23 protein-coding genes and 1 pseudogene are annotated in these 25,539 nt (G+C 31.9%); 10 read left to right on the top strand and 14 right to left on the bottom strand.

What is annotated here, in order from left to right; all coding sequences use genetic code 11:
* Positions 1-35 precede the first annotated feature (35 nt).
* The gene (locus tag AD998_00825) at positions 36-1,148 is read left to right on the top strand and encodes a cytochrome C peroxidase (protein KOY87998.1); all 1,113 of its coding nucleotides are present in this window, start codon (positions 36-38) and stop codon (positions 1,146-1,148) included.
* A 49-nt stretch (positions 1,149-1,197) separates the two neighbouring features.
* Here the strand turns inward: AD998_00825 and groEL are convergent, their stop codons facing one another.
* Together groEL and AD998_00815 are read right to left on the bottom strand one after the other, a co-directional pair.
* Positions 1,198-2,826 carry a molecular chaperone GroEL gene (gene groEL / locus AD998_00820; GenBank protein KOY84883.1) on the bottom strand — a complete coding sequence of 543 codons (1,629 nt, stop codon included), beginning with the start codon at positions 2,824-2,826 and terminating at the stop codon, positions 1,198-1,200.
* A gap of 67 nt (positions 2,827-2,893) precedes the next feature.
* On the bottom strand, positions 2,894-3,178 hold the full coding sequence (locus AD998_00815) for a molecular chaperone GroES (protein ID KOY84882.1): 285 nt from the start codon (positions 3,176-3,178) through the stop codon (positions 2,894-2,896).
* 281 nt (positions 3,179-3,459) lie between these two features.
* Between AD998_00815 and AD998_00810 the strand changes: the two genes are divergently transcribed.
* The gene (locus AD998_00810) at positions 3,460-4,800 is read left to right on the top strand and encodes an adenylosuccinate lyase (protein KOY84881.1); all 1,341 of its coding nucleotides are present in this window, start codon (positions 3,460-3,462) and stop codon (positions 4,798-4,800) included.
* Entirely contained in the window at positions 4,797-5,423 is a 627-nt protein-coding gene (locus AD998_00805) for a hypothetical protein (GenBank protein ID KOY84880.1), read from the top strand. Before AD998_00810 ends, AD998_00805 begins: the two co-directional genes overlap by 4 nt.
* A gap of 31 nt (positions 5,424-5,454) precedes the next feature.
* Here the strand turns inward: AD998_00805 and AD998_00800 are convergent, their stop codons facing one another.
* The 5 genes from AD998_00800 to AD998_00780 all read right to left on the bottom strand — a co-directional run bounded on the left by AD998_00800 (position 5,455) and on the right by AD998_00780 (position 9,037).
* The gene (locus tag AD998_00800) at positions 5,455-6,123 is read right to left on the bottom strand and encodes a hypothetical protein (GenBank protein KOY84879.1); all 669 of its coding nucleotides are present in this window, start codon (positions 6,121-6,123) and stop codon (positions 5,455-5,457) included.
* Between the two features lie 65 nt (positions 6,124-6,188).
* Complete coding sequence (locus AD998_00795; GenBank protein KOY84878.1) at positions 6,189-6,761, bottom strand: hypothetical protein; 573 nt, start codon at positions 6,759-6,761, stop codon at positions 6,189-6,191.
* Positions 6,762-6,793: 32 nt separating this feature from the next.
* The gene (locus tag AD998_00790) at positions 6,794-7,534 is read right to left on the bottom strand and encodes a subclass B1 metallo-beta-lactamase (GenBank protein KOY84877.1); all 741 of its coding nucleotides are present in this window, start codon (positions 7,532-7,534) and stop codon (positions 6,794-6,796) included.
* 110 nt (positions 7,535-7,644) lie between these two features.
* On the bottom strand, positions 7,645-8,205 hold the full coding sequence (locus AD998_00785; GenBank protein KOY84876.1) for a hypothetical protein: 561 nt from the start codon (positions 8,203-8,205) through the stop codon (positions 7,645-7,647).
* A 187-nt stretch (positions 8,206-8,392) separates the two neighbouring features.
* A complete protein-coding gene (locus tag AD998_00780; protein KOY84875.1) occupies positions 8,393-9,037 on the bottom strand; it encodes a hypothetical protein in 645 nt (214 codons plus the stop codon).
* Between the two features lie 62 nt (positions 9,038-9,099).
* Here AD998_00780 and AD998_00775 point away from each other — a divergent pair, with 62 nt between their 5' ends.
* The 6 genes and pseudogenes from AD998_00775 (at position 9,100) to AD998_00750 (ending at position 14,225) form a co-directional block, all read left to right on the top strand.
* Complete coding sequence (locus tag AD998_00775) at positions 9,100-9,705, top strand: ABC transporter ATP-binding protein (GenBank protein KOY84874.1); 606 nt, start codon at positions 9,100-9,102, stop codon at positions 9,703-9,705.
* Positions 9,706-9,798: 93 nt separating this feature from the next.
* Positions 9,799-11,016, top strand: a pseudogene (locus AD998_00770) (hypothetical protein).
* 73 nt (positions 11,017-11,089) lie between these two features.
* Positions 11,090-12,154: a transcriptional regulator gene (locus AD998_00765; protein ID KOY84873.1), complete on the top strand. Its 1,065-nt coding sequence runs from the start codon at positions 11,090-11,092 to the stop codon at positions 12,152-12,154.
* A gap of 66 nt (positions 12,155-12,220) precedes the next feature.
* A complete protein-coding gene (locus tag AD998_00760; protein ID KOY84872.1) occupies positions 12,221-12,529 on the top strand; it encodes a hypothetical protein in 309 nt (102 codons plus the stop codon).
* Positions 12,530-12,588: 59 nt separating this feature from the next.
* Positions 12,589-13,251: a hypothetical protein gene (locus AD998_00755; GenBank protein KOY84871.1), complete on the top strand. Its 663-nt coding sequence runs from the start codon at positions 12,589-12,591 to the stop codon at positions 13,249-13,251.
* Positions 13,251-14,225, top strand: coding sequence for a hypothetical protein (locus AD998_00750; GenBank protein ID KOY84870.1), 975 nt, complete (start codon positions 13,251-13,253; stop codon positions 14,223-14,225). The genes AD998_00755 and AD998_00750 overlap by 1 nt, the downstream gene beginning before the upstream one ends.
* On the opposite strand, the gene AD998_00745 is transcribed toward AD998_00750, so the two are convergent.
* From AD998_00745 to AD998_00720, 6 genes are all read right to left on the bottom strand, one after another.
* Positions 14,206-14,715 (bottom strand): hypothetical protein, encoded by a 510-nt coding sequence (locus AD998_00745; protein ID KOY84869.1) that lies wholly within the window; start codon positions 14,713-14,715, stop codon positions 14,206-14,208. The two genes, AD998_00750 and AD998_00745, sit on opposite strands and share 20 nt — an antisense overlap.
* A 58-nt stretch (positions 14,716-14,773) precedes the next feature.
* Positions 14,774-16,303: a catalase gene (locus AD998_00740; GenBank protein KOY84868.1), complete on the bottom strand. Its 1,530-nt coding sequence runs from the start codon at positions 16,301-16,303 to the stop codon at positions 14,774-14,776.
* A gap of 99 nt (positions 16,304-16,402) precedes the next feature.
* The gene (locus tag AD998_00735) at positions 16,403-17,341 is read right to left on the bottom strand and encodes a hypothetical protein (protein KOY84867.1); all 939 of its coding nucleotides are present in this window, start codon (positions 17,339-17,341) and stop codon (positions 16,403-16,405) included.
* Positions 17,342-17,429: 88 nt separating this feature from the next.
* Positions 17,430-19,289, bottom strand: a complete 1,860-nt coding sequence (locus tag AD998_00730; protein ID KOY84866.1) for a hypothetical protein — start codon at positions 19,287-19,289, stop codon at positions 17,430-17,432.
* 133 nt (positions 19,290-19,422) lie between these two features.
* Complete coding sequence (locus AD998_00725) at positions 19,423-20,631, bottom strand: hypothetical protein (protein KOY84865.1); 1,209 nt, start codon at positions 20,629-20,631, stop codon at positions 19,423-19,425.
* 62 nt (positions 20,632-20,693) lie between these two features.
* Positions 20,694-23,555 (bottom strand): hypothetical protein, encoded by a 2,862-nt coding sequence (locus AD998_00720; protein KOY84864.1) that lies wholly within the window; start codon positions 23,553-23,555, stop codon positions 20,694-20,696.
* Between the two features lie 101 nt (positions 23,556-23,656).
* On the opposite strand from AD998_00720, the gene AD998_00715 reads away from it, so the two are divergent.
* Positions 23,657-24,604, top strand: coding sequence for a hypothetical protein (locus AD998_00715; GenBank protein ID KOY84863.1), 948 nt, complete (start codon positions 23,657-23,659; stop codon positions 24,602-24,604).
* A 1-nt stretch (position 24,605) separates the two neighbouring features.
* Here AD998_00715 and AD998_00710 read toward each other — a convergent pair whose 3' ends face one another.
* On the bottom strand, positions 24,606-25,508 hold the full coding sequence (locus tag AD998_00710) for a hypothetical protein (protein KOY84862.1): 903 nt from the start codon (positions 25,506-25,508) through the stop codon (positions 24,606-24,608).
* Between the last annotated feature and the right edge of the window lie 31 nt (positions 25,509-25,539).

The following is a 25,539-nucleotide window of genomic DNA, read 5'->3' as shown; positions in this document are numbered from 1 at the left end:
GTTCTTGTAGTAAAAAATCTGGTAATGATACAGAACTGCCTACACCATCGCAAGATGCCAATATATTGGCGGAGTTTTTTGGCTCTAACATTGATTTGAAAAGTTTAGCAAATTATGCAAATCAAACAGTGCCTGCTTACATCACCAAAAGAAATGGAACAGTTGCTTCCAATGCAAAAGCTACCTTGGGGCGTGTGTTGTTTTATGATAAAAGTTTATCTTTAACCAATACAATTTCTTGTGCAAGTTGTCACCAGCAAAGTTCAGCCTTTGGAGACCCTAATTTAGCAAGTACAGGTGTGAATGGTACAACTGGAAGACACTCTATGAGACTTGTGAATGCTGCATTTTCTACAGAAACTCGTTTTTTCTGGGATGAAAGAGCTACTTCTTTAGAAAACCAAACTACTAAACCCATTCAGGATCATAAAGAAATGGGGTATAGTGGGCAAGATGGTGATCCAAGCCTTAACGACTTACTCATAAAACTAAAAGCAATTGACTATTATCAAGTACTGTTTAAGTCTGCTTATGGTGATTCAGAAATCACAGAGGCAAGATTGCAAGAAAGTTTGGCTTCTTTTATTAGAAGTATCCAATCATTTGATGCCAAATATGATGTAGGAAGAGCAAATGCTCCAAATGACGGTGCACCTTTTGCAAATTTTACAGCTTTAGAAAATCAAGGAAAGAATTTGTTTTTAACTCCTCCACAATTAGATGCAAATGGTGTTCGTATTGGTGGAGGTGCGGGTTGTGGAGGTTGTCATAGAGCTCCTGAGTTTGATATAGCCCCCAATAGCAGAAATAATGGTATAATTGGTGTGATAGGAGGAGGAACGGATTTTACAGTTACTCGTTCACCATCTATCAGAGATGTTGTAAAAGTAGATGGTTCAAGCAATGGAGCTTTTATGCACAATGGTTTTACAAACCAACTATTAGGAGTTGTAAATCATTATAATCAAATACCTATGGCAAGTATTACTGGGAACACTAATCTTGATCCCCGACTTCTTCCACAAGGTAATGCCCAAAATTTGCAACTAACACAAACAGAAAAAGATGCATTAGTTGCTTTTATGCGAACACTTAGTGGTACAAATATTTATACAGATAAAAAATGGTCTAATCCATTCATCAAATAAAAATAAAAAAGCCACTCAATTGAGTGGCTTTTTTATTGAGAAGGTGATATTACATCATACCATCCATTCCTCCCATGCCTGCTGGCATTTTAGGAGCATTGTTTTCTTCTGGTTCGTCAGCAATTACACACTCAGTTGTAAGTAATAATCCAGAAATTGAAGCAGCATTTTCAAGAGCCAAACGAGTTACTTTTGTAGGGTCAATGATACCAGCCTCAAACATATTTTCGAATTGGTTTAAACGAGCGTTATAACCAAAATCCTTTTTACCTTCTTTTACTTTATTTACAATTACAGAACCTTCACCACCAGCATTTGCAACGATAGTTCTTAAAGGAGATTCTAAAGCTTGACGGATAATGTTTACACCAGTAGCTTGGTCATCATTCTCAACTTTTACACTGTCTAAAGCCTCAATAGCTCTTACCAATGCAACACCACCACCAGCAACGATTCCTTCAGCAATAGCAGCACGAGTAGCATGCAAAGCATCATCCATTCTGTCTTTTTTCTCTTTCATTTCTACTTCAGTAGCAGCACCTACATAAAGAATAGCTACACCACCAGAAAGTTTTGCAAGTCTTTCTTGTAATTTTTCTTTGTCGTAGTCAGATGTTGTTACTTCAATTTGAGCTTTGATTTCGTTTACACGAGCTTTTACAGCATCTTTAGAACCTTTACCATCAACAATAGTTGTATTATCTTTGTCGATAATGATTTTCTTAGCTTCACCTAAATAATTACCAGCACTTTCTAAAGTGAATCCTTTTTCTTCAGAAATTACTTCGCCATTAGTTAAAATAGCGATGTCTTGTAACATAGCTTTTCTTCTATCACCAAAACCAGGAGCTTTTACAGCACATACTTTCAATGCACCACGTAAACGGTTTACTACTAAAGTAGCCAATGCTTCACCATCTACATCTTCAGCGATAATTAATAAAGGTCTGCCAGATTGAGCTACTTGTTCTAATACAGGAAGGATTTCTTTCATAGAAGAAATCTTCTTTTCTGTAATTAAAACGAAAGGCTTCTCTAACTCAGCTTCCATTTTTTCAGGATTTGTAACGAAGTAAGGAGAAAGATAACCTCTATCAAACTGCATACCTTCTACAGTTTTGATGTCATTAGCAGTACCTTTCGCTTCTTCAATAGTGATAACACCATCTTTACCTACTTTCTCCATTGCATCAGCAATCAAGTTTCCAATTTCTTCATCACTATTTGCAGAAATAGTAGCTACCTGAGCAATTTCTTTATTGCCTTTGATAGTTTTAGATTGTTTTTTAAGGTTTTCAATTACAGCAATTACAGCTTTATCAATACCTCTTTTCAAATCCATTGGGTTAGCACCTGCTGCTACGTTCTTGATACCAGCATTAAAGATAGCTTGAGCAAGTACAGTTGCAGTTGTTGTTCCATCACCAGCCATATCAGCAGTTTTAGAAGCAACTTCTTTAACTAACTGAGCACCCATATTTTCAATAGAATCTTTCAATTCGATATCTTTTGCAACTGTTACACCATCTTTAGTGATAGCAGGAGCTCCAAATTTCTTATCTAAAATTACGTTTCTTCCTTTAGGTCCAAGGGTTACTTTCACGGCATTAGCCAAAGTATCAACCCCTTTTTTTAATTTTTCTCTAGCGTCTGTTTCAAAAAATATTCTCTTAGCCATAACGTTTTACGTTTGATTGGTTTTTAATAATGAAAGGAAATGTTAGTTTGAAGTTGAGGACTTCAGATTAAAGAATAGCAAAAATATCAGATTCACGCATGATGAGGTACTCTTTGCCATCAACTGTAATCTCTGTACCAGCATATTTGCCATAAAGAATTTCATTACCTTCTTTTACTGTCATAGGCTCATCTTTTTTGCCTTTTCCAACAGCTACCACTATACCTTTTTGAGGTTTTTCTTTTACAGTATCAGGAATGATAATGCCAGAAGCTGTTTTAGTTTCAGCAGCAGCAGGTTCTACAAGAACTCTGTCAGCAAGAGGAGTGATTTTCAACTTATTCTTTGCCATATTTTTTTTTAATGTTTATGTTTAGACTATGCTAAAATTCGTACTTACTTTATTGCATTTTGTATGCCAGTTCTTTTTTTATTTTGTTAGCCAAAACCTTTTAAGTGTGTAATTATCTTGAAATCAGATTTTTATAATTTTTAATTAGCAATTTTTAATGTCATATAAATACTGACATTTTTTCAGGTTTTGTCAGATTTATGTAAAAGTTTTTTTTATTTCTCTTCTTTCTCAAAGTTTATTTAAATTGCGACTTCTTTTCTAAACATCAATATTATTTTATGAGTACGCTTTTTGCTATTTCGCCTATAGATGGGAGGTATCATTCACAAACAAAAGATTTGTCAGAGTATTTCTCTGAATATGGACTGATTCGTTATCGAGTATGGGTAGAAATAGAATACTTTATAGCTCTTTGCCAAAAACCACTACCCCAACTACAAAATTTTGATAGCACTCAATATGATAACTTGAGAAACATATATAAGAATTTTCAGCCTGAAGATGCAGAAAATATTAAAGCTATTGAGAAAACTACAAACCACGATGTAAAGGCTGTGGAATACTTCATTAAAAACCATTTTGAAACAATGGGATTTTCTCAATACCAAGAGTTTATTCATTTTGGACTTACTTCTCAGGATATTAACAATACAGCTATACCTCTAAGTCTAAAACATGCTTTGGATGAAGCCATTTTGCCTGCCTTTGATAAACTGTTAGAGAAAATAGATTTTTTTGGAGAAGCTTGGAAAAATATTCCAATGCTTGCTCATACACATGGACAACCTGCCAGCCCTACTACTATAGGAAAAGAGTGGAAGGTATTTGTTTCAAGACTAAAAGGACAAAAAGAACAACTTAAAAATATTCCCTTTTCTGCTAAATTTGGAGGAGCTACAGGTAATATGAATGCTCATTATGTGGCTTATCCACAAATAGAATGGCACCAATTTGCAGAGGAGTTTGTTAAATTATTAGGGCTAGAAAGAAGTTACCCTACTACACAAATAGAGCATTATGATAATTTAGCAGCAATTTTTGATAATTTTAGAAGGCTTAATACCATTTTGATGGATTTTGCTCGTGATATTTGGCAATATATTTCCATGGGATATTTTAAACAAAAAATAAATCCTAATGAGGTAGGTTCATCAGCCATGCCACACAAAGTAAATCCTATAGACTTTGAAAATGCAGAAGGTAATTTGGGAATAGCCAATGCTCTTTTTGAATATCTTTCGGCAAAACTCCCAATTTCGAGGCTACAAAGGGATTTGACAGACTCTACAGTACTTAGAAATATTGGAGTACCTTTTTCTCATACAATCATTGCTTATAAGTCTCTTTTAAAAGGTATTGATAAATTAGAACTGAATGAACAAGCTTTAAAAGATGATTTGGAAGATAACTGGGCAGTTGTAGCTGAGGCTATCCAAACAATATTAAGGAGAGAGGGCTATCCTAAACCATATGAAGCACTTAAAAATTTGACAAGAACTAAGGATAAAATTACACAACAATCTATTCAAACTTTTATTGAAGAATTGGAGTTAGGAGAAGAAATCAAACAAGAATTAAAGGCAATTAGCCCATACAATTACATAGGAAAAGTACTATGAAAGACTTTGAAGAGAGAATACAAAATATAGAAAAAAGGATAAAAGAGGGTTTGCCAGGAATGGGTTCACAAATAAAAATGGTTTCTGAGACATTTAAGAACCGTTATTTTGATATGCAGCCCAATGAACAAACAAGAGAAGGAGGAGTCCTTATTTTATTATATCCTGAATCTAATCAATTACATTTACCTTTTATTTTAAGACCATCCACTGAAAAAGGAGTACACAGTGGACAAGTGGCTTTCCCAGGTGGGAAAAAAGAAGAAACAGATAAAAATGTAATTCATACTGCTTTGAGAGAGGCAGAAGAGGAAGTGCATTTGGATACATCACAAATAACGGTCATAGGACAACTTAGTCCATTGTTTGTCTTTGCAAGTAATTTTATGGTATATCCTACATTGGCATATACAAATACACCACCTTTGTTAAAACCTAATCCAAGTGAAGTTGCTGAAATTTTTTCAGCAAATATTGAGCATCTCAAACACCCTGAAACTATCAAAAAAACGACTATTAAAACCCCACAATATACATTTGAAACACCTTATTATGATGTAGATGGTAAAATTATCTGGGGGGCTACTGCCATGATGTTGAGTGAATTACTTGAAATATTATAAAAAAGATGTTAAACACTTGTTTAAACTTTATTTAAGACATAAATTTACTACCATCCCACTCTACTCCTTCTGGAAATAACATTTCCAGCCTGTTTTTCATTTCATTTGCAATGAGTAAACCGTTTCCGCCCTGTTTTTCTAAATGAGCAATGATATTTCGATAACTTTGTTCATCTCTGTTTTGACTAAGCTTAAAAACATTTTCCATTTTATCAACCTTTATTTCAAAACCTACGATGGCAGGAAGCATTTTCTTCAAAAAAGTTTCTGGAAGGTTATCATATATTGTTGGAGAAGAGGTATTGTTATTCTCAAATTTTAAGGTGAATTTTTTCATCAGGCTAATTAATTCTTCATCAGAAATGAAATTGATTTTCCCTTTCGCATGAACACTCATATAATTCCAGGTTGAACCAATCTGTGGATTTGAATACCAAGAAGCACTCACATACGTACTTGGACCTGTAAATACAACTAAGGCTTGTGGGTTTTCTACGAAGGCTTTGTGGTGGTCTGTATTTCGCATGATGTGTCCTTGTAGGTACAAATTACCTTCTCGTTCTTCAAAAAGAATGGGTATTTGTGTTGCTACCTGCTCTCCTGTCTGATAACTACCTGTTAAAAAAGCGAAAGGATAGTCATTTAGGAATTGAAACAATACATTTTTGTCGGTTTCTTTAAAATATGGAAGTTGATACATAAACGATTTGTTTTTATTGTACAAACTTCTAAAATTAGAGTGATATAAAAATTGCCATAGGACAATTAATATTTTTTAATCTGCCTCCTAATTCTGCTCAGCGATGTAGGTGTCACTCCAATGAATGAGGCAAGGTATCTCAATGGGATGGAGTTCATATAGGAGGGTTTAGCCAATAAATCTAGATATCGTTTTTCTGCTGAATCTGTTTGAAGTGCTGTAAATCTACTTATCAAATTGAGTACAACATCTTCCCAAAAATTTTTCATCATTACCTGAATTTTTGGTTGTGAAATTTGAAGTTTATGGAGTTCTTTTTTGGATAAAGAAAAAATTTGGCTGTCTTCTATGGCTTGAATAAAATAATTTGAAGGTGCTTCACTAATGAAACTATAAACTTCTATGGCTGATGAGTGTTCAAATGAGAACCATACAGATACCTCAATATCATCTTTTAGATAGTATAAACGCAAACAACCATTCTGAACAAAACATAAATCTTTACAAACTCCTCCTTGAGTTAATAAAAATTCATCTTTCTTCATGGTTTTAACTTTAAACCTACTTGCTATATCTTCTAATTCATTATCAGAAAAATCAGCATATTTCAATAGAAAAGTTTTTAAATCAGCATACATCATGGAACTATTGCATGAGTTTCAGTATATGGTTAGCGAGAATCTTTATTTTTAAGCTTTTTAGCCATCATGATAGAATGCTTCAAAGAGTTTATATTTTTCCAATCACTATGTGCTATGATGATAAACTTTGGGTTTCGGCATTTTTTCTGAACTTTTTTTAAAGTAGATTCATATTCATTTACGTTTGCATCGCCTAAATAACCTAGATTTTCTGCATCAACACCTTTGATTAAGCATCCACCATAGAGGATTTTTTCTTTTTTAAACCAAATTATAATATTGTCTGTGGTATGCCCTTGCCCAGGGTAATAGATTTCAAAAGAATACTGCCCAACTTTAAAGGTAGTATCCTTAGTCATTAAAAATTCAGCCCTTTTCTTATCATTTTTTTTACTTAATTCATCTGTAAGTACAGTTGTATAGGTTTTAATTCCAAGTTGTTTGTAATATTCAAGTCCAGCAGTTTTATCACTATGCCAATGTGTTGCAAAACACATAACCACATTTTTGTTGTGCTTTAATTTTATACTGTCGAGCAAAGGTTGAAATTGTGTTGTGTCCCAAGGAGTATCAATCATTACAACACCATCATTGGTTACAAGATACATTCCATTCGCAGGTACTTGGCTATCTTCGTATGTGTTGTAGGTTGTATAAATATAAAAGTCGCCTGTTAAATGGGAGATTTTAAGTTTTGCTTTTTCTGTTTGTCCAAAGATATTGGTTAAAGAAAAAATAAAAGTGATTGTTAAGATAATTACTTGTATCATGTTTATGTAAATAATTTAGTCATAGGCTGTATTAACTGTAAGATCTAAGTAAATTAAATTATTTAAGATATGTAAACAAAAAAGCTCCTTTTAAGGAGCTTTTTATCAAATTATTTTTTAGTTGAGTCTTTCTTTGTGCTGTCTGTCTTAGGTTTTGAATCCTCTGTTTTAACAGACTCTCCAGTCTTTAATGTAGGGAATTTACCACCTGCTTTTGTGATGAATTCTTCCTGTTTTTTAATTAAAAGTTTGTACTCATCTGTAACTTTATCGTGTTTATCTCTTATATCTTTGTGTCTAGAGTAAAATTCTCTGTGTTTGTCATCAGCTTGTTTGTCAGTAATTTCGCTTTTTTGATGTTTTTCTAATGTAGAAGTATGCTCATCAATCATTTTTACGTGGTCACTAATCAATGTACTATGGTCAACCATTAATTTATTAAGTTTCTCAACAACTTCATCATAACCCAAATCGTGTTGAGCTTTAGCAACATCATAAATAATTTTTAAAGTGTCAAAATGAGATTGAAAAGCTCTACGCTCTTCTTCCCAACTTGAATGTTCTTTAGTTAGGTCAAGATGTTCTTGTTGAAGTTCGTTATTAAATTCTTGATTGCTTTTTCCACTCCCCTTTTGTTCGCTTGTTGAGTTACAAGCATAAAAAATAGTCATGAAAGTGATGCAAAAAAGGTAGAAGAATGATTTTCTCATAATCGTGTATGTTAAAAGTACATTGTTAACAATTTTTTATCTAAAATTAATAAAAATTTGTTCGCAAAATTAAATTAAAATTTAATTTTTTTGGAATTTTAATAAAAAAACTTTGAAAAATCAAATCTAATAAATAATAAAAATAACTCTATTTCAAAGTTTTAATCTCTTTTTCAATTTTAATACTTTCCAAATCATATTTAAAAACTACTTTTTTCTTAGCTATTTGTTCCAATGTAGGTTTTAAGATTAATTCTGCATTTTTTTTTGTTTGGTCTAAAATATTGGCTTCTAAAGCTAATTCTTTTATTTTTTTTTCAGCTTCTTTATAAGCATTTTCTAAAGCTTGAGAGCTTTTATCATTAAATTTTCCGAAAAGACCTGATTCAATATCATAAGTTTTTGATTCTTGATGATTGACTTTAGAATAACATAATTCAGGAGGAGGAAGCTTGATATAAAGTTTTGTGCTGTCTTCAAATATATCTTCTTTCTTGATTTTTGTCAAATCTATACAACCTACGGCTTCACCACTAATAATCACTAAAATTTTACTTCCTGTACCATACCAAGAAGAGTTCCCTACTTTATATTCAAGAACATCTCTGAATTTATATTTTACTAACTCCAATTTGCCCATAGCTTCAATTTGGTCTATAGTAATATTATGTGTAATAATGGGTTGTGGAGGTTCTGATCCAAAAATTTTCTTTTTCGCAAAATCCCAAAGAAGAACTATTGCAACTAAAAATATAAGAATTACAGCAACCCTAATAGACCATTTTACAAACATAACTTTCCTGATTATTTGTGTTTTGACAGCTTTCCCTTATTTTTAGGAAAAAATAAATCTTTATGTTTCAGATTTGTGCTGAAAATTTAGGAAAAAAATTTCATTATGAATGGATTTTTCGCAATTTCTCATTCAAATTCCAATTTGGTAAATCTTATGCAATCGTAGGAAATAACGGAAGTGGTAAATCCACACTTCTACAACTACTTTCGGGCATTATACCTGTTAGTGAAGGGAAAATTATTTATCAAAAAAATGACAAAAATATAGATTCCGAAAACTTTTATCGTTATATAGCTTGGGTAAGTCCTTATTTAGAACTTATAGAAGAAATGACATTAATAGAGATAGTTCAATTTCATCAACAATTTCAGAATCTGGAAAAAAATACAGAAATGTTTATAAAAGCTTTAAGATTAGAAAAAGCAACACATAAATATATCAAGAATTTTTCTTCTGGAATGAAACAAAGAGTAAAATTAGGCTTAGCAATGTATTCTGAAACCCCTGTTTTATTTTTAGATGAACCTACCAGTAATTTAGATGAAGAAAATATCAATTGGTATAAGCAAGAAATTAGTAAACAACTGTCTAAAAAACTTATTATTGTTGCTTCAAATCAGGTAGAAGAATATGATTTTTGTGAAGAAATAATCAGACTTGGGTAAATGGCTTATCGTTTTGTACTAAAAATATCATCATTTTTATTTCTAATAGCTGGACTAGCTATTTCAGCCTATATTACTTGGCAAAAAGACTATATAATTACTACTTTTTTAATTATATTTGGACTACTAGCTTGTATAGGGACAGTCCTTTCACTTATTCATAAAACCATTCAAAATTTCTATGAATTATTCACAAGTATAGAAATGGATGATTTTAGTCAAAACTTTACTTTTCAGAATACGTTGCCTCTCCACTTGCAAAAATCTTTACAAGATGTTTTTCATAAATTTCAAAAAATAAGATTAGAAAAAGAAGCCCAATATTTATATCTGCAATCTGTAGTACAACATATACCTGTAGGGATTTTTTCGATTTGCCCAGAATCCAAGATAGATTTTTATAATACAAAACTACTTTCTATACTTAGATGTAATGCATTCAAGAAGTTGGATGATTTGCCAGAATGTTATGCGAGCCTTGTGACAATTATAAAACGAGAAGAGGTAACCAAACAACTTATTAGGCTTTTGGTGGAAGAAGAAGTATTAGAATTGGTAGTTACAGTTTCAAGAATACAAATTTCAGGAAAAAATTATACAATAGTAGCTCTGCAAGATTTCCAAGCAGAACTTGAAGAAAAGGAAATGGATGCATGGCAAAACCTTACACGCATTCTTACCCACGAAATCATCAATTCTGTAACACCCATTGTGTCTTTAGCCTCAACAATTTCAGAAAATCTAAATGAGTCACCAGATGATATAGATGATAGTAGACAAGCAATAGAAGTAATAGAAAAGCGTTCTAAAAACTTAATTCATTTTGTTCAGGAGTTTAGAGCCTTTACAAAGCTTCCAACTCCAAAACCTCAAAATATTGTTTTAAAAGAAGTTTTTGAAAGATTACAAACGTTGATCTCAAAAGAAGTACAAGAACAAAATATCTATTTTGTATATAGAGTCAATCCAGAAGGTTTATACTTGTATGCAGATTTAATGATGTTAGAGCAGATACTTATCAATTTACTTAAAAATGCAATACAAGCAGTAACATCTAAAGAGGAAAAATGTATTATAATGGATGCTCATACGGATCATTTGGGAAAGGTGATTATCAGAGTACAAGATAATGGTGTTGGAATCAGTAATGATGCCAAAAAAAGTATATTTATTCCATTTTTTACTACTAAAAAAACAGGTTCGGGCATTGGTTTAAGTCTTTCCAGACAAATGATGAGAGTACAAGGAGGCACAATTTCAGTTCACTCTGTTCTTTCAGAAGGGTGTACTTTTACATTACGTTTCTCTTAACTTTTTGATTGATATTTAAAATTTAGTAATTTTGTTATAGGTTCGTGTTCTGTTCATCCTAATACCTATATTTATGGCTAAATCTATATTGTTGATTGAAGATAATGATGAAATAAGAGATAATACTAGTGAAATGTTAGAATTGGCAAGTTACAAGGTATATACAGCTAATAATGGTAAAGTAGGTGTTGAAAAAGCATTGGAAGTAAAGCCAGATCTTGTTATTTGTGATATCATGATGCCAGTAATGGATGGTTATGGAGTTTTACAGATTTTTATGCATAATCCAGAGCTTTCTGTAACGCCATTTATATTTCTTACTGCAAAAACGGAAAGAACAGATATCAGGAAAGGTATGGAAATGGGAGCAGATGATTACTTGACAAAACCATTTTCTGAAGCGGAGCTTTTAAGTGCAGTAGAAAGTCGTTTGAGAAGAAGCGAAAATCTTAAAAAGAGTATAGTTTCTACAGAAGACTTTGAAAGTTTTTGGAATGAAGCCAAAGCTGATACTGATTTGCAAAACCTAACAATAGATAGAAAAGTTTTTCATTATAAGAAAAAACAAATTATTTATTCAGAAGGAAATGAGGCAAATAAGCTTTTTTTTATAAAAAAAGGCAAAGTAAAAACCTATCAGAGCAATGCAGATGGGAAAGAATTCATTACAGGTATTTTTTGTGAAGGAGATTTTTTTGCATATATACCTATCTTAGAGGAAAGTAGTTACACAGATTCTGCCGAAACACTTGAAGAGTGTGAAATTATAACTGTTCCTAAAAATGATTTTTTAACAGTTTTACATAAGAAACAGAGCGTTGCTCAAAAATTTATCAAAATGCTGGCAGGATCAGTTTCAGAAAAAGAAAAATTTTTGGTTGGAATGGCTTATAATTCGTTACGTAAGAGAATTGCAGATGCATTAGTAGCTTTGTATCACAAATATAAACAAGAGCAATCTTCCAATACTGATGCAGGTATTCAAATATCGAGAGACAATCTTGCTTCTATTGTAGGAACAGCTACAGAATCGTTAATTAGAACGTTAAGTGATTTTAAACAAGAAGGTTATATAGAGATTAACGAAGGTAAAATCTTTATTAAAGATGAAAGAAAATTAGCAAATCTGAAATATTAAAGCTAAAAAAAAATCTCATGGCTACCTTTGTTTTTCATTTTTTTATATATTTGAAAAGTTAAATGAATGAAATATATGTATTACCCTAATAGAAACCCTTTTTTATTGTTTTGGTCTTATGAGCCAAACCAGCAGATTTCATTGGCTTTTGATGAAGATGATGATAATGATGCAGACGATTTTGATGATGACGACGACTTGGAAGATGAAGATGAGTTCGAAGATGACTGGGAAGATGATTATGACGACGAGGACTTGGAAGAACTCTTTGATGAAGAAAACATAGAAGATTTTGATGAAGATGAATTTGTCGAAGAAGAAGATGATGATTGGGATGATGGTGAAGATGATGATTATTATGCAGACGATTTCTAACACAAAAATATTTAGCAGAAAGGCTTTCCCTTTCTGCTAAATATCTCTTATTTTTATCAATGATAGCTTGTGCCAAAAAAATATTCTTTCTGCTTTTCATAAGCTGTTCTTCACTTGCTCAAACACCTCAACAATACTTTGGAGAAAAATACAAAACGGCTCTTTCTTTTGTAAAAACCTATAAAAATCTATTTGTTAAGTATTTAGGAAAAGAAAATTCCCCTAAAGCAATTGCTATCATTTTTCCTGAAATACTTCGATACAATACACTCTCCAACGAAGCAGAATTACAACTTTTAAAGTCTTTGTATATCCGATTTGGAAAAAAATATGCTGATTTCTCTATTGGGTATTTCCAAATGAAACCTTCTTTTATAGAAACATTAGAAAATATTTTAGGTAAGAGTGTAATGGATACACCTGAAAATAGAGAAAAACGACTGTTAAAAATGATGGATGTAGAAGGGCAAATCCTCTATTTAAAAGATTATTGGAAGATAATGCACTCAAAATATCCTGATATACACAAGGAAAATAATGCATCACAAGTTAGATTTTTGGCGAGTGCCTATAATTATGGATTTTTAGCTTCAGAAACGAAAATATTAAATTGGAGCAAAGAAAAGGCTTTTCCTAGCGGAAAAAACTCATCTGTTCGATTTTCGTATGCTGATATAGCTGAGGACTTTTATTTAAAAGAAATCCCTAAAATATTTCGTTGATGTTTAGAACAAAACTTAAAATATCAGAAAGATATAACTTGATAACACATCAAAAACCCATTTTTAGCATTGGATCGTGTTTTGCAGAGGCAATGGGCTCAAAATTAGAAAATTGTAAATTTGAAGTTTTATATAATCCATTTGGAACAATCTTTAGCCCATTGGCTATTTTTAAAATATTTAAACTAATCTTTAATCAAGAAAAATTTTGGGAAGAAGGTTTTGTTGAAAACCCTGATAAAATATGGTTTCATTACGACTTTCATTCTGATGTAAAAAATTTAGGATTAGAAGGTTTAAAAAAAACTATTGAAACACGGATAAATACTTCTCAAAAACTTTTTAATAATGCAGAAGTGATAATCATTACTTTGGGAACAGCTTGGGTATACCGACATCTTGCTAGCAACCAATATGTTGCAAATTGCCATAAAGTACATCAAAATCAATTTGAAAAAATATTACTTTCTGTTGATGAAATATGTAAAGATTATAGCCTTATTGCTCCATTTCTAGAACGCAAGAAAATTATCCTTACTGTTAGCCCTGTAAGGCATATCAAAGATACTTTACCATTGAATGCAGTCAGTAAATCTGTTTTAAGATTGGCTTGCCATTACCTCCAAGAGAAGTATAAAAATATCATTTACTTCCCTGCTTATGAAATCGTAAATGATGATTTGAGAGATTATCGTTTTTACGCAGAAGATATGTTACATGTAACTCCACAAGCAGAAAACTATATTTGGGAAAAATTTATGGAATCATTTATGAATGACTCAACTTTATCTGTTGTAAGTCAATGGAATAACATCCAAAAAAAACTGAACCATAAGCCATATAACCCTGCATCTTCAAGCCATCAAAAATTTCTTGAGCAACTTTTAAAGGATTTAGAAAAAATGCAAGGTTATATAGACTTAAAAAATGAAATAAAGCTGGTGAAGGAGCAAATTATTGAAGGAGTTTTATAATAGACTCATGTCCTTGATTAGTAGCATAATCTAAAGGAATTTTACCAAATTGGTCTTTTTGTAATTTATTAGTTTTATGTACTAAAAGAAGTTTTACAATTTCCTCATGGCCAAAAGTAGCAGCAAAAAACAATGCATTTGCCTGATTCTTATTAAGAATATTAGGATTAGCACCTTTTTCTAAAAGGAATTTTACCAACTCCGTTTTTCCTTTAAAGCAAGCTCCCATTAAGGCTGTATTGCCTGTATCATCTTGACTATCAATAGAAATTTTGTTTTCAATTAGCCATTTTACTGTTTCGGGTTGGTTGTTATAAACGGCTAAGATTAGTAAAGTATAACCTCGTGAATTTTTCACATTCAAATCACCACCTTTTTCTTTATATGTTTTGAGAACAGTCAAATTATTCTCTCGAGCAGCTTGGAATATATCTTGTCCAAAAACAAGATTGGATAAGCCTAAAAACAAGATTAAAAATACGATTTTCATAAAATATGAATTTAATGATTGAAAAAAACTCTGCCTATTTAGGCAGAGTTAAAAAAGATTATTTAGTAGAAACTGTTTTGATAGCTCCTTCTACTTCTTCTCTTGTTAGATTAAGCTCTTTAGCTAAACGCTTGCCGTAATCATTATCAGCCATATAGAAATAGCCAATCATTATTTTTACAATTTCTTTATTTTTCACTTGTTTCAACTCTCCAGACAAATTTTTGATAAGACTTGTTTTACCTTTCTCATCTAGTTGCTTGTAAAAATCACCTGCTTGTTTGAAGTTATTTGGTTTAGAAATTTTCATTTGGTTGAGCGTAACATCTCCATAACGAGCATTTGTAAATTTATTTTGAGAAGCTTCAGGTTTGTCTTCACTTCGAGAGGGTTGATAATTGACATTACTTTTTGTTTTTTTATTGCTAAAAGCACCATCCTGATTATTAGAATTTACTTGAACCAAAGGAGCATTTACTGGAAGTTGTTGAAAATTACTACCTACTCGATAACGTTGTGTATCAAAATAAGAGAAAAGTCTACCTTGTAAGAGTTTATCTTCTGATGCCTCTACACCTGGAATAAGTGTTCCTGGAGAGAAAGCAGACTGCTCTACATGCTCAAAAAAGTTATCAGGAATTTTATTTAAAATCATAGTACCCACTAAAACAGGCTTAATCAATTTTTCATCCCAATGTTTGGTGGCATCCAAAGGATAAAAATCAAATTTATCAAATTCGCTTGCTTTTATCATTTGCACATACAAATCCCATTGTGGGTAATTACCTTTCTGGATGTTTTCATACAAATCAGTAGTAGCATGCTGAAAATCTTTAGCTTGTAAAGCTGATGCTTCATCTGCAGTTAGATTTCTTTCACCCTGTTTCGTTTTCCAAGTATATTTTACATAAACAACCTCATTATTACTGTTTACCCATTTGAATGCATGAACACTTGAACCATTCATTTCTCTATAACTTGCAGGTATTCCAAAATCAGAGAAAACTCTGGTAAGCATATGAGTAGATTCTGGAATATGTGAAAAGAAATCAAAAAAGCGATTCGCATCTTGTTTATTGGTGATAGGAGAAGGCTTTAAAGAGTGTACCATATCAGGGAATTTCATGGCGTCTCTAATAAAAAATACAGGTAAATTATTACCAACGATGTCATAATTTCCTTCTTCTGTGTAAAACTTAGTAGCAAAACCTCTTGGGTCTCGAAGTGTTTCAGGTGAACCTACTCCATGAATGACCGTTGAAAAACGAACAAAAACAGGTGTTTTTTTTCCTTTTTGTGATAAAAATTTTGCTTTGGTAGATGTAGAAAAGTCATCAGCACTGATGAACTCTCCATAAGCTCCTGCTCCACGAGCATGTACTACTCTTTCAGGAATGCGTTCTCTATCAAAGGCTGCAAGTTTTTCAAGTAAATGAACATCTTGTAGTAAAACAGGACCTTCATTACCAATAGTTAATGAATTTTGATTATCTCCAACAGGAGAACCCGTATTGGTAGTGAGATTTTTCTGGCTAAATGCTACTTGACTAAGAAGCATTGCAGATAAAATAAAATGGATATTTTTCATAAGAATAAACAATTTGGAACACAACAAAACTATGATGTTTACTCTTATAATGAAAACTGATATTTTAAATACTACATATAGATTTTATCTATATAGTTTCTAACTTGGAATAATAACTAATTCGTTTTTTTGATAACTATTTGAAATAAGATTTTGATTCACAATAGTTTTGATATCATTTGTGAGAGCCTCTATGATTCTATGTTTAGCAAAAGGTCTGAAATGCACTAAACTAATTTCTCGAACAGGAATGGGAGATTTGAAAAGACAAACCTTCTGTTTTTGAGATGCTTGTAAAGTCTGATAATATAGCTCTGGAATGAGTGTAAGCCCACCAAATTCATCCACTAAATTTAAAAGAGTTTCAAAAGAATTAGCTTCAAAATAAAAATTATAAGGATTTAGATGTTTCTCTTTTAAGGAACAAAGTTGAATAAATTGTTCTCTTAGACAATGCCCTTCTTCCAACATCCAAATTTTATGATCTTTAAGTTCTTCAGGTAATAGATACTTTTTTTCAGATTCAAAACTACCATATACCATAAGAGTTTCATAATAGAGTATATTTTCTTCTATTTCATCTAATTGTAGAGGTGTTGCAAGAATACCAATATCAATATTGCCTTCTTTAAGTTGTTTAATTAGATTTTGAGTTGTAAGTTCTACAATATGAATATGTAATTGAGGATATTTTTCGAGGATTGGCTTTAATATTTTGGGTAAAAGTGAATTGGCTACAGTTGGAATAATTCCTATCTTGATATTACCAGCCACAATGTTTTTTGCTGCCTGAACAATATTTTTGAGTTCATAACTTTCATGTAAAACTTTTTTTGCTTGTAAAACAATTTCAAGTCCTATATCTGTAGTAATGATGGGATAAGCTTTTCTATCAAAAAGCATTACATTTAGCTCTTCTTCCAGCTTTTTTACCATAGCACTTAGTGTAGCTTGTGTTACATTACAATGTTCAGCAGCTTTGCTAAAGCTCTTTAATTGGTCTATAGCTACGATATATTCTAATTGTTGAAAATTCATTTTTTAGAAATTTACCCAAATAAAAAGAAAGGCTTGTGTTTAAACAAACCTTTCTTCAAAATAGAATTTATATAATAGTTATAGTTGTTTATTTTTTACCTAATAATTGTGCTGAGCGTATCATACGGATAAATTCTGTTCTGTAACCTTCTTTGTCATCACCTTTAGCAGATTCAGCCATTTGTAATGCTTGGTCTAAAGTAGCATTTCCTTTAAATTCAGAGTCTCTCATCACCATTCCAAATGCAGCTACACAAGCAGCCCAACGGAAATTTTGTGAAGATTTTTCAAAACTTGTGCTTTTATCTACAACAGGTTTTTCAATCAATTTACTTACATCGCCACTGGGTTGTTTGTAACGAAGCTTTACATTCATAATCTCATTCGATTTGTAAGCATTAGTATTTACTTGAGTATTCTGATATTTTAGATTATCAATACCTGCAACTACTTCGTTGCTACTAGCAGGGATAATTTCGTATAATGCTGTAACAGTATGTCCAGAACCTAATTCTCCTGCGTCTTTCTTGTCATCATTAAAATCTTCATTTTTTAAGGCTCTATTTTCATAACCAATTAATCTATAGCCTTTTACTTTGGTAGGGTTAAACTCTACTTGGATTTTCACATCTTTGGCAATTGTAAATAAAGTACCTCCAAATTCTTGAATAAACACTTTTTGGGCTTCTTGTATTCCATCAATGTAAGCATAATTTCCATTTCCTTTATCTGCTAAAATTTCCATTTTGCTATCTTTATAATTACCCATTCCAAAACCTAATACAGTTAAAAATACGCCTGTTTTACGTTTTTCTTCAATGAGTCTTTCCATTTCGGCATTGCTGGAAGAACCAACATTGAAATCACCATCTGTTGCAATGATTACACGATTATTACCATTTTTAGCGAAATTTTCTTCAGCCACTTTATAAGCCAATTGTATGCCTGCACCACCTGCTGTACTTCCACCAGCTTCTAAACGGTCAAGAGCTTGTAAAATTTGCTCTTTATTGTTGGTTGCTGGTAAAACCAACCCTGCAGCTCCTGCATATACGACAATCGCAACTTTATCTTGCTGACGCAATTGGTTTACAAGTAATCTCATAGCTGATTTTACCAAAGGCAATTTGTTTGCAGAACTCATTGAACCTGAAACATCTATCAAAAATACAAGAGTTGAAGGAGGTAATTTGTCAGTAGGAATATTTTTGCCTTGTAAGCCAATCTGAACTAATTGATGCTCTTTATTCCAAGGACATTGAGAAACTTCAGTATATACTGCAAAAGGATTATCATCTTTAGGATCTTCATAATTATAACTGAAGTAGTTAATTAATTCTTCTACTCTGATAACATCTTTGGGAGGAAGTTGCCCACCATTGATAAAACGACGCATATTACTATAACTTGCTCTATCTACATCTATCGAAAAGGTGGATAAAGGATTTTGGGTAACGCCTAAAAATCTACTTTCTCTTACTGCATCATATTCCTCTGTGTTATGCTCAATTGGGTCAGTAGGATAGTAATTTCTTTGAATACTTGGCAGATTATGTACATCTTTGGTTGCTCCCATATACATTTTATTTCTTTCAATTTTTTTTACCTTACGTTCAATCTCTTGTTCTTTTGCTATTTTAACAGGTTCTTTTATATTTTTTAATTGAATATTTACAACAAGGGTTTTGCCAACACTTACTTGTTTTGTTTGGTAACCAGTTAAACTAAAGCTCAGGACATCTCCAACTTGAGCTTCAATACTATAATTTCCTTTTATATCTGTGGAAGCTTTTTTACTATTTTTTTGAGAACTAACCAAGACATTGGCTAATGGTAAGCCATTTTGGTCAGTTACAGTTCCTGTTACAGTTGTCGCATCAGGTTTTTTCCACGAAACGATGGCTATGCTCAAAATTGCAACTAACCATATTAAAACATGCTTTTTCATAAAACTTATATTTAAGAGTGATTTCTTGTTCTTTGTAATAAAGATGAAAACACTCTTAGATTTCCATAAATTTTTCTGAAAAAAAGAATAAAAAAAAAGAATATTGCCTTTTAAATAATTAATAGATAGGGTTTTAATCTTTGTTAATAATGCTTTTGTAAGCATGTAAAATCTTGGGGATTTGTGTAGCCCAGTAAATAACACCCACCATCAGTAAGGCTGCAGCCCAATAAGGCATATGATAGTCTATTCCATAAAAAAAACCTCCTAAAGCAGGGCCTGCTGCTCGAGCCAATGAACCAAAAGATTGATTGATTCCTAATATTTTGCCCTGTTCCTGCATAGAAACAGATTTAGAAATCATGGCACTAAGAGCAGGATTGAAAAAAGCACTTGAAAGTCCTAATAATACAATACCTAATAATTCAAAAGGAATAAAAAGAGATTTTGAAGCAAAAAGAGGTAAAATAATACCTGCAATAGCGAGCATAATGCAACCATACAAGATAAGTTTGTATTCTCCAAATTTTTTATTGAGTTTGCCCAGAAAAAGTCCTTGTGATAAGGCAGTAACAACACCCATAAAAGAAAAAGCATAACCATTTTGTTCATCACTAAATCCTGCCTGTTCTTTCCATAACAAAGCAAGAGGGATTTGCATCATCATAAAAGCTACTACAAAACCAAAAGAAAGCCATAAAATCTCTTTAATAGTATCTCTCCTTAATGCAGTTTGTAAATCTTTTATAGGATTTAATTGTATTTTACTTTGTTTGTTTTTCTCTTTAAGGCTTTCAGAAAGTAGAAAAAATGCTAAAATAAAATTGAAAAGGCATAGCAGAGCTATTGTCCAACCTATATAACTGACTCCATAATTTTCTTTGACATAACCACCTATAGGAGGACCTAAAATAAGTCCTAAACCGAAAGCAGCACCAATAATACCAAAATTTTTAGCCCTATTTTGTGGCAAACTCACATCTGCAATATATGCTTGAGCAGCAGAAATATTGGCAGAACCAATACCAGCCAAAGTTCTTGAGGCAAATAAAAGGAATAAAATATCTGCATAAGCAAAAACTACATAAGCCAGTCCTGTAATAGCAACACTAATTAAAATGACAGGTTTTCTGCCAATTCTATCACTCAACGAACCCCAAAATGGAGCAAAAACGAAATTCATAAGAGCATAACATGCCACCATGACTCCTATTTCAAAATCAGTTGCATGTAAGTCTTTGGCATAAGTGGGCAAAATAGGAATAATAATCCCGAAACCTAATAAATCAATGAAAATGGTAACAAATAAAACAAGAAGAACTTTTGAAGTTTTAGCTGGCACAATGGTAGATGTAAAATGATAAATACTGCTCTCTTAATTATTCATACACAACATTGTATAAATTATTTGAGTTTCTTTTTAAGTTTAATAGTTTTTAAATCGCTTAAAAAGAAGGCTTCTTTTGTTTCTTTGTGGTGTGCTTTGCGTAAGTTATTATCAAAATTTCCAAAACGATAAATATGTCCATCTTCTTGAAAAAGTAAGTGAGATGCATAATTCTCTTCAGCAACTGCTAAATTTTCAAGAAATAAATTAAGCCAACGACTTACACTATTGTCGTAACTTGCATGCTTAAAAGGAGATTTGCCTATGATATACAACATATTGACAGGGCGTGTAAGAGCCACATACAATAAGTTTAGGTTTTCTAAAATATGTTTGTAATTTTCTTCTTGCTGATGATTTGCTATAGTTTTCACCTTTGAGCTTTTCATGCGTACAAGCAAATGAGAGGGTTTTTGTTGATTGTGAATGGGCAAATCAAAATCATCAGAATCCACCCAAATAGAATTTCGGTAATCGGCTTTTGTACCCCAATCTGCAAAAGGCAAAATAACAACGGGATATTCTAAACCTTTCGATTTATGGATAGTGGTAATAGTAATAGCATCACTATCAGCAGGAATATCTACAGCTACACTATGTTTCTTTTTGTGCCATTCAGTAATAAAATCATCTAAATGATGTTTTTTCTGCCTTTCAAACTCAATAACCCAATCCAGAAATTTGAAAATAAACTCCAAACGAGTAGGATGTTCTTGTAGAATTCTAAAAATTCGGAGCAATTCTTCAGTCATTTCATACAAACTCAAAGATTGCAAATAATTGTAATCAATAAAATAGCCTTTATCTGAAAAAAGCTCTAAAAAGTTATTTAAAGAGGCATTTTTGCTATAAACAGCCTTCCTGATAGCTTCGTTTTGTTCTTGAGTAGGTATGAGTTTTAAAATTGTTTTATAAAACAGATACAATGCCTCTGACTTTGCCAAGTTGTTTTCTGGATTAGCAATGACTTTGAGCATAGAAACTAAAAAATTCACTTTTTCATCCGCCGAAATAACCAAAGAATCTACTGAAATAATGCTAAATCCTTTTTCTTTGAGTAATGTAGCAATCTGGATAGCTTTACTTTTTTTACGAAATAAAATAGCTATATCTTTTAATGCAAAACCTTTGTTTTGAGCATCTTCTATAATCCTAAGAACTTCATCTTTGGTTTGTTCTTCATAGTTTTTGCCATTTTTTTCTTTAGATTTTAAAATAATCTCAACAGCACCATTTTTTTGAGTATTGTTGGGTAGTTGTTGAACAAATTGTTCATCATAAACTTGCTTCACAAAAGGTAAATCACCTGCAATTTGGTCTGTAATTAGTCTGAAAAAAGCATTGTTAAACTCTACTATTTCGCTGTTACTTCTGAAATTGGTTGCCAAATTCTTTCTTACTACATTATTTTGAATAGTTTGGTAACGGTCTGCAAGCAAGTCGGCTGCTTCTGTATGGTCTTGAAAGTGTACTGAAGCTATTTTTTGAAGTTTAGCAATGCTTGTATCTCCTTGTAAAGCATCATTGGCATAAGCTAAATGAACAATTTGCTCCATTTCTCCACCTCTCCAACGATAAATAGCTTGTTTGGCATCACCCACAATCAAATTCATGTTGCCCTCTGCCAAATTATTTTCTGCTAAAGGCAATAAATTATGCCATTGAAGCACTGAAGTATCTTGAAACTCATCTATAAGCAAATGATTATAACGCTCCCCAAGTCTTTCATAAATAAATGGAACAGGTTCATTCTGAACTATTTTGGCGATTTTTTCGTTAGTTTCACTAATGTAAACAATGTTGTTTTGGATTTTAAATTCCTCAACAGCCTGATGAATCTCGCCTGTAAGAGCTACTTTGTAAAAATCGTTGAGTGTTTCTTTGATAAGAAAATAAGTTTCCTTGCTATTAAGCCAATAAGAGCAAATATCTGATAATAAAGGTTCTAACTCGGGAATAGCATCATCTAAAATACTACTTTTAGGATTTTTTTTTGCGTTGGAATACCATTTCCCTTCTTCCAAAATTTCCAGAACGTAGCTATTAGGTATTTTTTCATCCATTTTTTTATCAACAATCTTATGGATGAACCCTCCCAATCCTCTATCACCTTGGTAAAAGTCTTTAAAATCTAAGCCTTTTCTTTGTAGAACTTGTTTGAATAGCTCAGCTTTTCCAACCAAAAAAGCTTCCAAATCATCAATAAATTTTTTTAATTCATCTATACATTTTTCATATTGAGGTAATTGTGTTTGTCCTAGTTTTTTGGCAATGGGTCGGCTTTCTTCTTTGTAAAGGTCTTTTGTAAAGTCTGCTAATTTTCTATGAATATCTCGCCAATATGTTCCATTATCAATTTCATCAATTACAAATTTGAGTAAAAAATTAGTTACTTGTTCCTTCCCTTCCATGCCTATTTGAGCAATCAATCCATCAGCTGCATTGGCTGTAAGTGTATCAGTATCCATATCCAACTCATAGTTCATGGGAACGTTGAGTTCTTGAGTAAAAGCAGAAACCAATCGGTTGGTAAAACTATCAATAGTACTAATAGAAAAATCTGAATAATGATAAATAATTTGCTCAAATGTAGATTTTGCTCTGTTTTGTAGCTCATCAAGAGTAATATTCAAATCTTGAGCAATTTGATTTTGTAAATCAATATCTTGGTTATTGATAAAAGAAAGCAGTTTTGAAAGTACACGAGCTTTCATTTCTTGAGCTGCATCTTTCGTAAAAGTAATAGCAAGAATCTTCCTAAAATAAGTAGGATTGAATCTGTTTTCACTAGTATCTATGCCTAAAGCAAGTTTTAAATATTCTTTGGTAAGTGTGTATGTTTTTCCCGAACCAGCCGAAGAAGTGTAAACTGTAAACATATTGAAGAAAAGCAAATAAACTCAAATATACCATTTTTCATGCTCCTTACAAAAACATTTCTAAATTTTACTAATTTGCAAATTCTTGAGAAAATAAAGACATGGAAAATATACAAGTTGACTTCCTACAAAAAATAAAAGATTTATTACCCAGTCATATTTCGTTGGTGGATGAGCTTTCAGAATTATTGAACCTGAGTAATGATAGTGTTTATAGACGTATCAGAGGCGAAACAGCTTTGAGTTTGGAAGAGGCTTTCAAAATAGCTGAAAAATACAAAATTTCTTTTGATACATTCCTTAATCAAAAAAGTCAAATTCAAGTAGTTTTTGAATATGATCCTATTGGTACAGAGAATCAACTGGTAGCATATTTAAACATGATTTTGACAGATTTACAACTTTTAAAAGAGAAAAAAGGCTATTTGATTTACTCAGCAACTGATTTACCTATTTTTTATAATTTTACACATTCAGAACTAACAGCCTTTAAATTATATAGTTGGATACGATACACCAATCATGTAGAAATGCCTTCAAAGTTTGAGTATGATATAATTCCTAAAGAATTGATAAATCTATGCAAACAAATTTATCATGCATATCAGGTTATAAAAACTTCTGAAATTTGGACAGATTATACCATAGATAGTACATTGAGGCAAATAGAATATTATTACGATTTAGGCTTGTTTGCTAGCTCAAAGGATGCTCAACTGATTATAAGTCAATTACAGGAAACTGTGCAAATTATTCAAAAACAAGCCTCAGACCAACAATCTGATTTTGAGTTGTACCAAAGTGAAGTAACACTAGATAATAATTGTATTTTAAGTAATATTCAAGGAGTGAGAAAAGTGTACCTAAGGCATCAAAACTTAAACGTTTTAATTACCCAAAATACTCATTTTTGTGAAGAAACTGAAAATGACTTAAATACCACTCTTGGCAAATCTATGCTTGTGAGTGGTATTTCAGAAAGGCAACGACATCAGTTTTTTCAGAAAATTTACCAGAAATGCGAGAATACTATTCAAAAATTAAGATAGACTATTCGCTATACAAACCAACCAAAACACTGATTTCCTCCATAGAATTAGCCATTTTTCGGATACTTTCGTACAGACTATCTTGAGCAGAAATAAATGTAGATTGAGCATTGGTGTTATGCCATAATTTTACAACTTTGGTATTAAGAGTTGGATTTTCTTTAGGTAAATTTATCCAAATCTCTTGTAATTTCGCTTTTAAAGAAGTTGAAAGGTCTTTACGAACACTTACTGGACCATTTGTAATAGGTTCTGAAGTCCAGAGAATATTAAAATCTGATTTTTTGTATTTACCTGATTTTGTGAGCTCTTCTAAATCTGTATAAGAAACGGCACCAATTTTTAATTCCCCAAGACTAATTTTATGAATCAACTCTTGATGTGAACCAGCAAATTGGACATCTTTAAAAGATATTTCAGGTTGTAAATCCAAACGATTTAAAAATAAACGAGGAATTAAGTGTCCTGAAGTAGAAGAGGCAGAAACAAAACCCAAAAGATACTGAGAGGCTTGTTTTTTTAAATCTTCCAATGTTCTGATTTGTGTAGAAGGGTGAGCAATCAAGCAACTCTGATAAGTAATAGCTTTTTTTTGAGCGTTGGCAACTACAACCAAAGCTTCCATATTACCTTCTGATGACGCAAGAACGTAACCAAAGGTATTCATGAGAGCTACATCCAATTTTCCTTCTTGAATTTGCTCTAATGTTTTTCCAGCTTTTAAAGAGTTGATTTTTACGACAATTCCTAATTTCTGTGAAAGATATTGAGCTAATTCATCTACAGTTTTTTGAGATTCGGCAGATTTGTTGATGTTAGAGCCAACACCTAAATATAAAGTGTTCTGAGCTTTTGAAATGTAAACAGAAAATACTAAGGCGAGTATTAAAAACAGATTCTTCATGGTAGTTTTGTGGTGTGTTTATTTGCTACAA

This window comes from bacterium 336/3 (genome assembly GCA_001281695.1).
Taxonomy (GTDB): Bacteria; Bacteroidota; Bacteroidia; order Cytophagales; family Thermonemataceae; genus Raineya.
Note: the sequence above shows the minus strand (reverse complement) of the source record. Positions and strands in the feature narration are given on the sequence as shown.